A 13,251-nucleotide genomic window follows, 5' to 3' on the forward strand; every position below is an offset into this window, starting at 1 on the left:
ATGACTAATCTATCAATTTTCAACTTCAATACCAATCAAGTCCGCATTGTCATTATCAATGGGAAACCGTGGTTTGTTGCCAAGGATGTATTGACAGCAATCAGGTCATCGACAACTGTCACCGCGCTAAAATCCTTACTGGTAGAGGATTTGGGCGAGGAGTTTGTAACTAGCCAACACCTTCAAACCAAGGGCGGCAATCAAGAGATGATGCTTTTATCTGAGCCTGCCCTTACTATGTTTGTGTCGCGGTCCCGGACTGAGTTGGGAAAAGCCATGAATCGTTGGATTCACACCGAAGTGCTCCCCGCTATCCGCCAAGAAGGATTTTACAGTGTCTCGGGTAAACCGATGGCCCCTTTCTGGTATCAGAGATTATTGCTGGATGGGACGAAGAACAAGGCTCCGTTGGGACATTTCACAATCTTCCGGGAAGTCATCGATTTGGTGAGGGACCTAGAAGCCAATGGGTATGTATTGCCGGATAATGCTTATCCTGATATTTCGGTTGGACTATGTTGGTCGAATCATCTTCACGGCCTGGGAATCAACCCGGATACAATTCGGCAATCTTATCGACATCATTACCCTGATGGTCGAATTGTTACTGCCAGTGCGTATGAAAATTTATACTTACCCGAATTCCGAGATTGGTTCAATCGGATGTATTTATCAGACAAATTACCTAAATATCTTGGTAAAAAAGATAAATCCTCACTGCCCGCATTAGAAAAATTGTTAGAACTTCCCCCTGGCACTATCAATCGTTTACTTACTTCTTCACCCATATCTCAATCTGCATAATAATCCACTCCCAAATCAGATTAACGGTTTTTACGAAAAAACCCCTGAGAACCACTCTCAGAGGTTTAACTGGTTGTGGGTCAACAACCAATCATGCATCTATCAATCAATATTTTAGCACATTATTTTACAATATTCATCAAAAAAAATACCCCAAATTTAATCGAGGTATAGGAGGATTACGGACTTTTGGAGATACTGATGTTACCACGGGTTTTGATTCGGGTTTTCCCCTCCTCCCCTGTTTAGGGTTTTATCCAGAATCATTAATTATTCTAGCATACTCAATCTGAATAGTCAAACATTATTTGCTTCAAAAACTTTGTAAATAACAGACTTAGGGTTATCACTTATCTACCGACGTATCAACCAAAAAATGTCAAAGAAGTACAGACATTTGCTTTATCTCAAAATTTAATTATTTTATCAAAATACCCTAATAATTGCCAAGTATTTTTTGGGGGATATGTTAAAATAAAATCAGCACTTCACCTCAATAGAAAAATGTCTAGCGGATTTGGAAGAAAGACATACCATATCAGTTTAGAAACAATAGACTTGTTCCGAATAGGAAAGGGAATATCAGTAGCAAGTATTCAAAACAAATACCACATTGAAATAAAATCAGCAGCCAAACTGATACAAAAAGACCCCCAACATTTAGTGGATTGGGTAAATAAATCAGGAAAAGAACTAAAACGATGCACAATAATAGGCTCAAAATTATCAATTTTATGTATTTCGGTATCAGATTATGTGGAGTTTGTACAAACCGAATGTGAAAATGATAATCCGTATGCAGAACAAATAATGTATCGGTCAGTGATAGAAAGAATTAATACTAGGATTCAATCAGCTAGAGAAGCCGGGAACAATCATTTTGAATTCAATGGGCAAATTGTAAGATTCCAAGTCATTGATGGAGAATCCTTAATTATGCAAGAAGATTTAGCCGAATTATTGGGAATTACTTTATCAGACTTACAATCGAAAATGCAATCAGCAGAATTTAATCAATATAATCGCAGTGTTCAAGGATGGATGTAAATGGAATACATTATCTATCATCAACGGGGGTTTGGACTAATTTCAGCATGGGTGGCATATCATAAATATCCAAACCGAAAACTGATTGGATGGCAATATGATTATCCAATTCCACAATTCTTACAAAGTGGCGATCGCCTAACAATCATAGATTTCAGATTTCCAACATCCATAGTTAATCAATGGAAATCGAAGATGGAAGTGGAACAGATACTAAAAACTGAATCAAAATCGGCAACAACAGTGGCTTGGAAGAAATGGTTCCCGGGTCAGTCAATGCCATTGTTTCTCAAATATATTCAGGATTGGAATTTGGGAAAATATGAATTACCAGAAACTCAATTAATTGTTGAGGCGATCGCCTCATTAGGATGGACATTTAAAGTGTTCGATTTATTAGCATCAATGAATTACGATGCTCTCATCAAATTCTGCAACAATATCCCTAAACCTTCTACCCGGTCAAAGAATACCCACACCAAAACGACAACAAAACTTCCACTTATTCCACATCGGAATCAATTAGCTAAGAATCAATTAATTCCACGCAAAACATAGAAGTAATTATCACCCAACCTACTATTGGTTGGGTTTTTTATTGGGGACGTGCGTTGATTTGGTTGCCTGCGCCTTTATTGGTTGGGTTTTTTTCGTTAATTTTGTTGTCTGTCCCTTTATTGGTTGGGTGGTTTTTTAGTAGAAGCGATCGCCATAACGCTTAACTTATCATCCAGTGTCAATTATGGCGATGATGTTACGTTTCAATGGATTATCACGCCCGCGCCATAGATTACGAGTTTATAACAATTTTAGATTATACACTTGTGGATGTTACCACCACAAGCACAACACCTGATTACGATACGAGCGCCTCTAATCACAAACTGAACATTATTGACCCTTGAAATTGCTGAGTTGATTGTTGAGTTTATTCAATCTGGGCTATCGCCTGAATTGGTGAAGTTTATTGTCTTTTTCTCATGAACTTTCATCATTTATCCGTTTCTGAATTTCTAATCAAACTCAATGAATTGTTCGATTGGGACCATCGAATCAAACGAGTATTTAAGGTTTGTGGCAATTCCTTGATTGTTGCTTGTGAAGATAATCTTCTTCGTTCAGTCACCTATTCTAATTCTGAATGGATTTGGTTAGATAGTTACGAGGAAGAACCGCAAGAAGTTCCGCAAGTTCCTGACTTTGTTCGGCAATTTGTCCAGGTCTAATGAAAATGTGGCAGACCCAACATCTGCCACATACTTACCCGGTATTTACCTAAACTGTTGTCGTTTTGACCACATTATATCATGAACAGAACAATCAATTTCAATGGAATCCGTGGGGAAATATTAGAATCTTCCCCACATGGAAATTATTTAGTTGTTGCCTTGACTGATAACGTTTCTGTGTGCGTTACAAAATCCAACCAGTTCAATTGGGAAGAATCTGAAGATACAAAACCATTCAAAGCCTTTGTTACTTACATTGGTTGTCAGAATCATGACCAAGCTGAATTAATTAAACAATGGGCAATTGAACAAGGTGTAGATTTCGATACGGCCAAATGTGAGGATGAACCCCGACCAAGCAAACGAATTCGCGATACAGCCAAATATCCTCTTGAATTGAAAATCAGAGGTTTATCTGCCCAAAATGTTTATGCTTTCGTAAACTAATCATTTAGTTCTGGGAAATATTTTGATAATGTTTCCCGGAACTAATTCATTAAACGCTATCGCTTCAAATGAGTGAATTTTTGATTTTGAGGTAAATTATGCCTATCAAATTAGTGAAGTTCTTCGATTCCGAATATTCCAATGGCGAGAAAATGTATTTTCAGATTGGAGGCTGTAATGGAGCCTGTGGATATAATATTTCTCAGGGTCTGTACAAGACTCATGGCGACGATTACCTTAGCCGAAGTCCTCTTTGGCGAGGGAAACGAACTAATCAAGAATGGAGACTATACCTTTGGGAAACTATCAAAGTTAATCTCCCAAAGTATTTGAATGGCAAAATTGACTTAATGCGAACTCAACAATGGGAATTCCGTGACCTAATGTTTATCGCTCTTAAGGTGGCGGATGGAGAAAAAATTGATTTAGTTTATTTGGATGATTTAGAACACGCCGAATTGACTAAAAGATGCCTTGAATGGTTAGCCCAACAAATTAAATTTTAGTTGGAAGTATGATGCAGTATTTATCTCTACGGTACTGCATCATAAATCACTTCATCATAAATAAATCATCATCAATCACTTCATCCTTACCTGATTTTACTCATGAAACAAATCGAGGTCTATTGTGATGGCAGTTGCTATCACGCAGATACTGAAAAAGCATTTGGTGGTTGGGGAGTTCTCATAAAAAGTGAGGGTTTTCCCACGAAAATGATAAGTGGACACATTGCTAACAATCCCCATTGCTTTTTAAATTCATATCATGTTGAATTAAAAGCAATAATCGAGAGTTACCGGAGGGTTCATCAAGCGGTAAAAATGGGATATCAAGTGACTATTTATTCCGATTGTCGCAACTTTGTGAAAACCATTAAGAATCCGTACAGACAAACTCCAGAAAAATATCAACATTTGTGGGTAGAGTTTGATAAAGTTTATCTCAATTCCCGGTCAGTCAAAATTAAATGGGTTAAAGGTCATTCAGGACATCCAGAAAACGTTTCAGCACATAAATTAGCTCAACAAGCTGCAATGCTTAAAGTTGGGGTTGATTTATATATTCACTAAACTCATTTGAGTCTAATCTTTCTGGATTAGGCTCTTTTTTTTCGACCGGCATAGAATACATTCATTGGCGATCGCCTCAAAGTTATTGATTGTCGATAGCCTCAGAATATCATTGTGGTCCTCTTGATTTTTCAACTGGGGTAAAACTTTTAATTTCCTGACGCTACGGCGCACACAGTTTTTTCATCATAACGCTACGGCGCACACAGTTTTTTTATCATAATGCTACGGGGGAATTGCAGATTTTACGCTTGCGAGTGATGATTCCGCACCAGATGATTAAGGAATGGATTGATGCCCTATGATTTACGATCGTTAATGATGGATGCAGTTGAAGTATTGGCTGATATCAAAGAACGCTATCGCTTACAATGTGTGATTTTTATTTTATTTTGAGGTTAATTTCATGATTGTCATTCCATCTAAATCTGACAAAACTCGCTCCACTCTAGTTGATGCAATCCGTCTAATTGCCTGGACTCAGCACAAGTCCGCAAATAAACTCCAAGGTCAACAAGCCTACGAAGGTTACCCGGCCTTTGAAAGTGAGTGGAAAGCTCATGAGATTCACCTGATGGATTTGAAAGCGCTGAAGAAATTCATCAAAGACTTAGGTTACACTGAAGAGGAATTGTTGGAGCAACGTTCCCAACATTATCAGCGTAAATATGAACACAATTCCCACCAATCTGACCTTAACTAAATAACTTCACATAGAGTCTAGTCCTCCGGGATTAGGCTCTTTTTTTCCCAAACTTCTTTTTTTTTCCGCGCTACGGCGCTACACTTTCTCTTTTCTGATTCCCGATGTTTCTGTTTCTGGAAACGTTTCTGATTTTGTTATTGTTACAGAGAATGATGAAGTGATAGTTAAAATTATCCATGTGTGGATGATGTTACGACCTCAATTACGTTTATGTACGTCTATATGTACGAGTGTATGGACGTTGCTTATGTGGATGTACAAGAGTATCCACTTATGTGGATGATATAGATTATGTTGCAAGCACAGATAAATGAGTGTATCCGCTTCTGTAAATGAGGTGGATAATGAATGTTAATTATGGTAAATATTACGATTGCTGTTACGGATAATGTTACGAACACCAATGAATTTAATTTTGAAAGGTGCATTCTTCCTATGTTATTGTATCAGTTTTTTATAAATCATATTAGTGAAGCATTTTAATTATTTTTTGTTCCTGTTTGGTTATTGTGTTTTTTCTATTATTTTTTATTGTTCGAGAAAATATTTTAATGAAAGATTATGATAAGGTTAAGGAAAATCAGGTAAGATATAAGAACGCTTCATATATTAGAGAAGTGGTAATTATCAAATAGAATCTGAACAAAAGTATGTCAGATAACACAATAGGGTCAAGCAAAACAGGGAAATTGGTCGTAGATTCGAGAATCATTGCAGAAAAGTTGGGTATCAAACACAAGAAGCTGTTAGAGGGCATAAAGAAGCAGAAAAACCAATTAGAGCAAGTATTTGGGCGAGTAAAATTTGAAGTGCAAGAGATGAAGAAAGGAAATCAATGTGAAGAGTTTGCTTTGTTAGATGAAGGAGAAGCAAAATTTGTTATCAAATGTCACAAAAATGGTCGATTTGTAGAGATAAATTCATTCATTTCATCAGAATTTGCTAAAGCAAATCAACTTCGTGAAGCATCCAAATCATTGAAAGAATTTATAGATGCGATGAGAGATGATAATACAATTAAAAAACTGGGCGGGTTTGTGTATTTGATTCAAGCCCGAAAAACTAATTGTTGTCAAATCGCAGTTTGTAATAAGCCATTTAAACGACTAACTACGTTACTAATAGATAGTCCAGTAGAATTAGTGGTTATAGACCGATTGTTTTCACTAGACCCATTTAAGTTGGCGGCGGTTATACAGAATTATTACTCGAATCATTGGATAAGAGGAGAATGGTTCGATTTGCCTGACAACGAAATCAAACAATTTGTTGACACAGCCAACAAAGTTGATTTTGATATCGAACAAAAAGCATTGATTGAATAAACCAATACTTTTGGCTTAATCTAATCCTTTGGGATTAGATTTTTTTTGCTGATGTGGTAAATGTTACGAGCGCCAGTTTACGATACGAGCGCATATCTATGTACGTCTATATGTACGAGCGCCTGATGTGGATGTTCTGATGTGGATGATGTTACGAGCGCAGTGTGGATGATATTACAAGTGCCTTGTGGATATTACAAACATCGGTCAATGATTGGATAGCGTTTTATGACCGAGCACTGTTGGATGTGATGAGCGCTGCTGATGTTGTAGATATTACGAGCGCAGTGTGGATGATATTACGAGCACCTTGTTCCGTTACGAGCGCCGTGGTGACGAATCCGCTTATGTCAAATATTGTGGATAATATTGTAGATTTGTGGTAGATATTTGTGAGAGATATTACGATCGCCAGTAAATGAATTGAATCGGGATGTGAGTTTATCAGGCGCATAGTTTGAGGATGCTACGGCATTATAAGTTTTTGCATCAGTTTTCTATAAATATTGTACATTCGCCACAACAGATGATTTACGAGCGCCACAGATGATTACGATGGCAGATGATTTACGAGTGCCATAATTATTTACGATTGCCACATCATTACGTTCTTGCCTACGCCCGGGCTGGACTTACCGATGAATGCAGTGTACGTCTGGATAACTGAAGCCCAGGACAAAGAGCGCTATCGCTTGGGATGTGTGAAATTTATTTAGTTTTTTGGTAACTATCATGATTTGCATTCCTTCTAAAGCCGATAAAGTCCGTTCCACTCTTGTTGATTCCATTCGCTTATTAGCCTGGACGATGTACAAATCGCAGCACAAGTTGCAGGGTCAACAAGCATTTGCCGGTTATCCAGCGTTCGAGACTGAATGGTTGGCTCACGAAATCCACAAAATGGACTTGAAAGGAGTCCAAAAGTTCATCAAATCACTCGGATATTCTGAAGAAGAATTATTGGAGGACCGTTCAAAGTATTATGAGCGCAAACGTGGGTACAACAACTCCCAGACTTCTCAAGAAACGGCTCAAACGGAAGCTCCAAATCCATTCGATACTGAAGTTGCTGACGAGTTTGAATATCCTGAACCTCCATACTAAACCATTGTCTTAACTTGAAATAGAGTCTAGTCCTTCGGGATTAGGCTCTTTTTTTTTCTGGGCGCAGGTAGCGCTATCAGTTATTTCATCAGTTGTTTTATCAGTCCTTCTGGAGAACGGCTCTTTTTTTTCCCCAGCACAGGAGAGCGCACCATACTTGGAACGGCTCTTTTTTTTCCTTGCGCCCTGAGCGGACCATACTCCAAGTATGAGTGAAGAATTTTGGCGATCGCCTACGACCTAACTGTGGATTACCGATTTTTTGACGATTTCACCACACGGTGACTGATGAAGCGGTTGCACGACTGGTTGAAGCGATCGCCGGTGACTGAACAGATGGATTCATTGGTTGAAGGGGGAAGCCGTGCTGTGACTGGATGATGAATTGGTTGATTGAACCGAGCGCCATTGGATTGAACCGAACCGAGCGCCATTGGATTGAACCGAGCGCCGGTGACTGGGGAGAACCGAGTGGTTGGAGGAATTGGGAATCTAATTGAGAGTTTTTTGTTCATGGCGCTACGGCGGCACAAGTTTTTGTCACAAGTTTTTGTCACAAGTTTTTGAATAAATTTTGAGTAATTGCTGATATCGAGGTAATTAATATGGCCGTAACTTTCCAGTACGTTGTCAATTATTTCTCAATGGTGCTACGGCGGCATTAGCTTTTTTATCATGATTTGAATATGTTTGTCTGAACTTCATCTCAAACTATTCATTTATCAGTTTTAGCAATCAAATTCATCCTAAATTCATCATGGCTATCGCTTGGATGGGTGAGGTTAATGCGCTTTGAAACAAGCTCAAACCGAATTAATCTCACGCCATTTTACACTCATTTGATTATGAGCCTGATTTTATTAATCTCCCGATTTCCAACATTCTCTGAATGGTTAAATTCCCACAGTTATGAATCACTGGTGGAAGCTCAGACTGAGTATTTGAGAGCTTATGAGGAATTCCGCCGTCTTCATCAGCATTTAGTTTAAGTTTTCGTTGTTTTTGTTGATTAAGTTGTTTTTTTTTGGAGAATCATAATCATGTCTAAGAAATCTGAATCTGGATACACATTGACAGAACTGCTCTGTGTAGTAATCATCATTGGCATATTGTGTGCCGTATTATTGCCGACGTTAATGCGGGTTATCGGAACATTCCGAGTAAATACCGCAATACTTCAAATCCACTTACACGCAGGTGCAGCCCGCATGGGAGCGATTGGGAGTGCGTTCGATGGTCATAATGTTCGGGAAGAGACTTCTCGAACTGTTTGTATAGCCAATACTGACAAAGGTATTAAGTTTCAGCAGATTGCTGGAACTAATTGTGAAGCCTTATCAGAATCTAGTTGGATTCATGTCGGTGGTGGAGTTCAAGTTGATGAAGATAATTCAACGTTCCGAACTCGTGCTGGAATCATGGGTAAAGGTTCGGGGTCAAATCCAATATTTCGGGTATCATTTGCCGATACTCGGGCCGGGTTAGGAGCATCGTATGGTTCGCTCGGACGTGTGACCGTTAAACACAGTTGGACACCAGAACGTCGTTGCTACTTCCAATTCAACGTAGATGGAAGCAGCAACATTCGCCGAAATAAAGAATGTAATGTTCGTCGTCGTAAATAATTCATTTCATTCATTTCATTCATCAGTGCGGTAAGAGTCAAATCTTATCGCACTTTTTTGTTGTGTATTTATCAGGAGAAATTCATCATGTTGTTCAAAACTCAGCTTGCAATGTTTGTTCGTGGTTTGAAGGGAATTCCTTTGCCGCAACGTTGTGCAGTGTGTGGTCGTCGTTGTGAGGGTTTCAAAATCATTTGTTCAGATTGTGAACAAAAACTCAATAGTCTGCGATTTGTCAAGCATTACATGATTGATAAAAAGTCTCGTAAGCGTATCTTCGTTCTGGGCAAATATGCTGACACAATGAAAAGTGCAGTGGCAGCACTGAAATACAAGAATCAACCAGAACTCGCGCTCGCACTTGGTCATGAACTGGGAGAGGCGTTTGAAGCCTCACCAATTTACAAACAAAATCTAACTCTGGTCCCAATTCCCATGAATCGGGAAAAGGAACTGAAGCGCGGCTATAACCAGGCCGAGTTAATTACTCGGGGAATCCACGATATTTGTGGTGGATTCCGAGGAACTCGGCTTGAAAGTCACGCATTAGTTCGGGTCAAAGCAACTCAACCTTTGTACCAATTCGGTGCAGCAGACCGAGAAAAGGAGATAGCCGGTTGCATGAAAATCGGCAAATTTAGTCATCATTCCACAGCAGGAGTTGTGCTGGTCGATGATGTATTCACGACTGGGGCAACAGTTCGTGAAGCAATTCGAGTATTTGAATCGGCTGGAATTCCGGTGTATGGAGTTTTAGCAGTTGCAACGACAAATAAAGCATTCAAAGTCAAGGACAAATAGTTGATGTTGATGACTCAGGAGACCGTATTGTTTTCCTGAGTTTTTTTACCAATCTATCAGGAGAATCAGTCATGAAATCTATTCAGAAAGTTGCAGTTGTGGGGATTGTTGCAGTTTTGGCATTAGTTTATAACAGTTGCTCTGGTTCAGAGAAGAAATCACGTCAAGTACAATTGCACGAACCATTGCCGCAGGACAAATATGTTCAAGTATATTTCAATCAAAATCGTGCAGCAGAATATACTGAACCGTATCGTGAAATCACTCGACTTGGGGATGATTTGGAACAGTTGATTGTGGATAGTATTGATTCAGCCACCGTTTCAGTTGATGTTGCTGTTCAAGAGTTTCGATTACCGAAGATTGCTAAAGCCTTAGTTCAGAAACATCAGGCGGGTGTTCGGGTTCGAGTCATTTTGGAAAACAGTTACAATCAAAGTTTTAGTGAATTAAACTCTGGTTCCGATCAACGCAGCAAAGAACGTTATGAAGAATTGGCTCATCTAATTGATGGAAAGCCTACGGAAAATGATGCGTTGGTGATTGTGAGAAATGCTGGAGTGCCTGTAATTGACGATACGGCAGATGGTTCTAAAGGCAGCGGATTGATGCACCATAAATTTGTTGTAGTTGATGGTCGGGAAGTAGTTGTGACTTCAGCCAATTTTACGACCAGTGATATTCATGGAGATTTTCGTTATGAAAACAGTCGTGGAAATCCGAATAATTTAGTCAAAGTTCAGAATCAACAATTGGCTAAGTTGTTTCAACAAGAATTTAATCTGATGTGGGGTGATGGTCCGGGAGGAAAAACGGATAGTGTGTTTGGTGTCAAGAAAACATTTCGTCCAAAACAATGGATTAATTTAGGAACCAGTTCGGTCGCAGTTCAGTTTGGTGGAACTGGTGCGCGAGTTCCTTATGAACATAGTGTCAATGGAAGTATTGGTCAAATCTTAAGTCGAGCCAAAACTTCGGTTGATATGGCATTGTTTGTATTCAGTGAACAGAAGATTAGCAATGTTCTCCATGAACGTGCCAAAGTTGGGGTTAATGTTCAAGCCTTGATTGAGCGAAGTTTTGCTCATCGATATTATAGTGAGGGTTTGGACCTGATGGGTGTGCAGTTGCCCAATCAAAAGTGTAAATTTGATGATAATCAATTGTGGGCACCGAATCTTGCACAAGTTGGAGTTGCGAATTTACCACATGGCGATCGCCTTCATCATAAATTTGCTGTTGTTGATGGTCAAACTGTGATTACTGGTTCACATAATTGGTCTGCTGCTGCTAATTCGAGCAATGATGAAACTTTATTAGTTATTCATTCACCCATAGTTGCTGCACATTTTGACCGGGAAATGCAACAACTTTCTGATTATGCTTCTTATGGAATTAGCGATTCTCTGCAATCGTCTCTCAATAAGAAACTGAAACGTTGTCAATAATTGATTTGGGAAGTCGGATTATTCCGGCTTCCTTTTTTTCCTTGGCTCTCTTTTTTTCCAATTTCTTCAGTTTTAACTTTGGCTTTTTCTGATGAAGTAGTCTAGTTCGGGATTCTTGTGTAATTCCTTATATTTTTTACTTAATTTTATCTAAATAGCTTTGAGTTTTTCTGGACTTTTGCTAAAACTAAAGCAAGTGTCAAGGGAAAATTGCGATGGAAACAACAGTCAACTGAAACATGGTCAACAAGTGAAAATTGCTCCGGAATACAGTGCGAGAAACTGTTCAAGATGATGGGGCGATTTCGGCCAATGTCCAGAGCGGTAATTGGGTGCTTTAAGGTCGCATAGTTTTCGTGTTTTTTTTACTTTGGAGGAAACTAGCAGATGAATATTGTCACACACTTAGAAACCAATCAACTCCAATCTGCACTAAAAGAAAAAGACTATATAGTATTAGAAACTACTCTTTTTGTTATGACTCCGCGAGAGGTATTCGATAGCGGTTTGTACAATCATGAGAACTTTGCCCCCATGACCTTAAGCGCGAACGACGAATGGTTTAATATTTTACTAGCTTTACACATACATATTAACCCTGATGATTACCCACTGGAAGCTATTGAGTCATTTGAGGACAAATCATTAACAGATGAAGACTTAGATAAAGTTCTGGGTTTACCGTGGGATTAATCGAAATGCAATCGCGTCAAACGAGTTTTTGACTAAACCCGCCCACAAGTCTTAAATACTTAACCTAAAAATTCGCAGATTTTAGGCTGCATTATGACGAGAAACTGTTCAAGGTGCTGAACTGCATCCGAACTCCGAAGACTGATAATTTGACTGACTGTTTGACTGATTATCTTCAAAAATAATTGTTTCCTTGGCTGTCGCTTCTTGTTATTGATGTTATTCATTCCTATGATTATGCTCTATTTAAGACAATGGGTAGAATTTTGTGGAATTCCATATCCTGAATATGGATACGAACCAGATATCCCCGATGATGAAATAGATGAAGCTGAATTAATTAAAGAATCTGATGAACCCGAATTAATTGATGCTGATAGCGCACAATTTCCTAATCAATTTCCCGATGAATTTTAGGAGCCAATTATGAAATCAGCATTTTTCACAGGACATAGGACGATTCCTTTATCAGTAACTCCGGGAATTGAACAGTTGGTGGCGATCGCCAATAAACAAGGAGTAGAACATTTTTATATTGGAATGGCATTAGGAACTGACCAGTTAACGGCTCAGATTCTGAGCAAGATGCAGTTGCCCTGGACTGCTGTGGTTCCTTGTAGAGACCAAGACAAGTTTTGGTCTCAATCTCAAAAGCAGAAATATCATCATATCCTGTCTTTAGCACCTGATAAAATCTACTTAGCGGACAAATATTATACTGGATGTTTGAACCAGCGTAATTTATGGATGATAAACAATTCCCAGCTTTGTTTGTCTGTTTGGGATGGAAGACAACATGGAGGAACATTTCATGCTGTCAATCAGGCTCGACGCAAAAACTTAACCATTATCAATTTTCACCCACAAAAACATTTGATTGAGCCAGTTTTAATCCAATTAAGTCTCTTTTAAGTTTTTCAGAGGGAAATCAATCCAACTATTTCCCTCT

The 13,251-nt window shown here is 38.8% G+C and carries 18 protein-coding genes; 17 read left to right on the forward strand and 1 reads right to left on the reverse strand.

All coding sequences use genetic code 11. From position 1 onward, the window contains the following. The 10 genes from NG792_RS08195 (at position 1) to NG792_RS08240 (ending at position 7,735) form a co-directional block, all read left to right on the forward strand. Complete coding sequence (locus NG792_RS08195) at positions 1–804, forward strand: BRO-N domain-containing protein (RefSeq protein ID WP_261235122.1); 804 nt, start codon at positions 1–3, stop codon at positions 802–804. Positions 805–1,308: 504 nt separating this feature from the next. After that, complete coding sequence (locus NG792_RS08200) at positions 1,309–1,851, forward strand: hypothetical protein (protein WP_261235123.1); 543 nt, start codon at positions 1,309–1,311, stop codon at positions 1,849–1,851. Continuing rightward, positions 1,852–2,409, forward strand: coding sequence for a hypothetical protein (locus NG792_RS08205; protein ID WP_261235124.1), 558 nt, complete (start codon positions 1,852–1,854; stop codon positions 2,407–2,409). It abuts the gene before it with no gap. A 422-nt stretch (positions 2,410–2,831) separates the two neighbouring features. Continuing rightward, on the forward strand, positions 2,832–3,077 hold the full coding sequence (locus tag NG792_RS08210) for a hypothetical protein (protein WP_261235125.1): 246 nt from the start codon (positions 2,832–2,834) through the stop codon (positions 3,075–3,077). 81 nt (positions 3,078–3,158) lie between these two features. Next, positions 3,159–3,527, forward strand: a complete 369-nt coding sequence (locus tag NG792_RS08215) for a hypothetical protein (protein ID WP_261235126.1) — start codon at positions 3,159–3,161, stop codon at positions 3,525–3,527. A 98-nt stretch (positions 3,528–3,625) separates the two neighbouring features. Continuing rightward, complete coding sequence (locus NG792_RS08220; protein ID WP_261235127.1) at positions 3,626–4,033, forward strand: hypothetical protein; 408 nt, start codon at positions 3,626–3,628, stop codon at positions 4,031–4,033. Between the two features lie 102 nt (positions 4,034–4,135). Next, positions 4,136–4,600, forward strand: coding sequence for an RNase H family protein (locus NG792_RS08225; protein ID WP_261235128.1), 465 nt, complete (start codon positions 4,136–4,138; stop codon positions 4,598–4,600). A gap of 406 nt (positions 4,601–5,006) precedes the next feature. Further along, a complete protein-coding gene (locus NG792_RS08230) occupies positions 5,007–5,303 on the forward strand; it encodes a hypothetical protein (RefSeq protein ID WP_261235129.1) in 297 nt (98 codons plus the stop codon). A gap of 653 nt (positions 5,304–5,956) precedes the next feature. Continuing rightward, positions 5,957–6,631: a Rha family transcriptional regulator gene (locus tag NG792_RS08235; protein WP_261235130.1), complete on the forward strand. Its 675-nt coding sequence runs from the start codon at positions 5,957–5,959 to the stop codon at positions 6,629–6,631. 732 nt (positions 6,632–7,363) lie between these two features. Next, the gene (locus NG792_RS08240; RefSeq protein ID WP_261235131.1) at positions 7,364–7,735 is read left to right on the forward strand and encodes a hypothetical protein; all 372 of its coding nucleotides are present in this window, start codon (positions 7,364–7,366) and stop codon (positions 7,733–7,735) included. A gap of 251 nt (positions 7,736–7,986) precedes the next feature. Here the strand turns inward: NG792_RS08240 and NG792_RS08245 are convergent, their stop codons facing one another. After that, on the reverse strand, positions 7,987–8,292 hold the full coding sequence (locus tag NG792_RS08245) for a hypothetical protein (protein ID WP_261235132.1): 306 nt from the start codon (positions 8,290–8,292) through the stop codon (positions 7,987–7,989). Between the two features lie 288 nt (positions 8,293–8,580). On the opposite strand from NG792_RS08245, the gene NG792_RS08250 reads away from it, so the two are divergent. The 7 genes from NG792_RS08250 to NG792_RS08280 all read left to right on the forward strand — a co-directional run bounded on the left by NG792_RS08250 (position 8,581) and on the right by NG792_RS08280 (position 13,214). Next, complete coding sequence (locus NG792_RS08250) at positions 8,581–8,724, forward strand: hypothetical protein (RefSeq protein WP_261235133.1); 144 nt, start codon at positions 8,581–8,583, stop codon at positions 8,722–8,724. 51 nt (positions 8,725–8,775) lie between these two features. Next, complete coding sequence (locus NG792_RS08255; protein ID WP_261235134.1) at positions 8,776–9,360, forward strand: pilus assembly FimT family protein; 585 nt, start codon at positions 8,776–8,778, stop codon at positions 9,358–9,360. 87 nt (positions 9,361–9,447) lie between these two features. Further along, positions 9,448–10,161, forward strand: a complete 714-nt coding sequence (locus NG792_RS08260) for a ComF family protein (protein ID WP_261235135.1) — start codon at positions 9,448–9,450, stop codon at positions 10,159–10,161. Positions 10,162–10,232: 71 nt separating this feature from the next. After that, positions 10,233–11,609, forward strand: coding sequence for a phospholipase D-like domain-containing protein (locus NG792_RS08265; protein ID WP_261235136.1), 1,377 nt, complete (start codon positions 10,233–10,235; stop codon positions 11,607–11,609). Between the two features lie 387 nt (positions 11,610–11,996). Beyond that, positions 11,997–12,302, forward strand: a complete 306-nt coding sequence (locus tag NG792_RS08270; protein WP_261235137.1) for a hypothetical protein — start codon at positions 11,997–11,999, stop codon at positions 12,300–12,302. A 216-nt stretch (positions 12,303–12,518) separates the two neighbouring features. Then, positions 12,519–12,719 carry a hypothetical protein gene (locus NG792_RS08275; protein WP_261235138.1) on the forward strand — a complete coding sequence of 67 codons (201 nt, stop codon included), beginning with the start codon at positions 12,519–12,521 and terminating at the stop codon, positions 12,717–12,719. 9 nt (positions 12,720–12,728) lie between these two features. Next, complete coding sequence (locus NG792_RS08280) at positions 12,729–13,214, forward strand: SLOG family protein (protein WP_261235139.1); 486 nt, start codon at positions 12,729–12,731, stop codon at positions 13,212–13,214. The last annotated feature ends 37 nt before the right edge of the window (positions 13,215–13,251 follow it).

Source organism: Laspinema olomoucense D3b (genome assembly GCF_025370785.1).
Lineage (GTDB): Bacteria > Cyanobacteriota > Cyanobacteriia > Cyanobacteriales > Laspinemataceae > Laspinema > Laspinema olomoucense.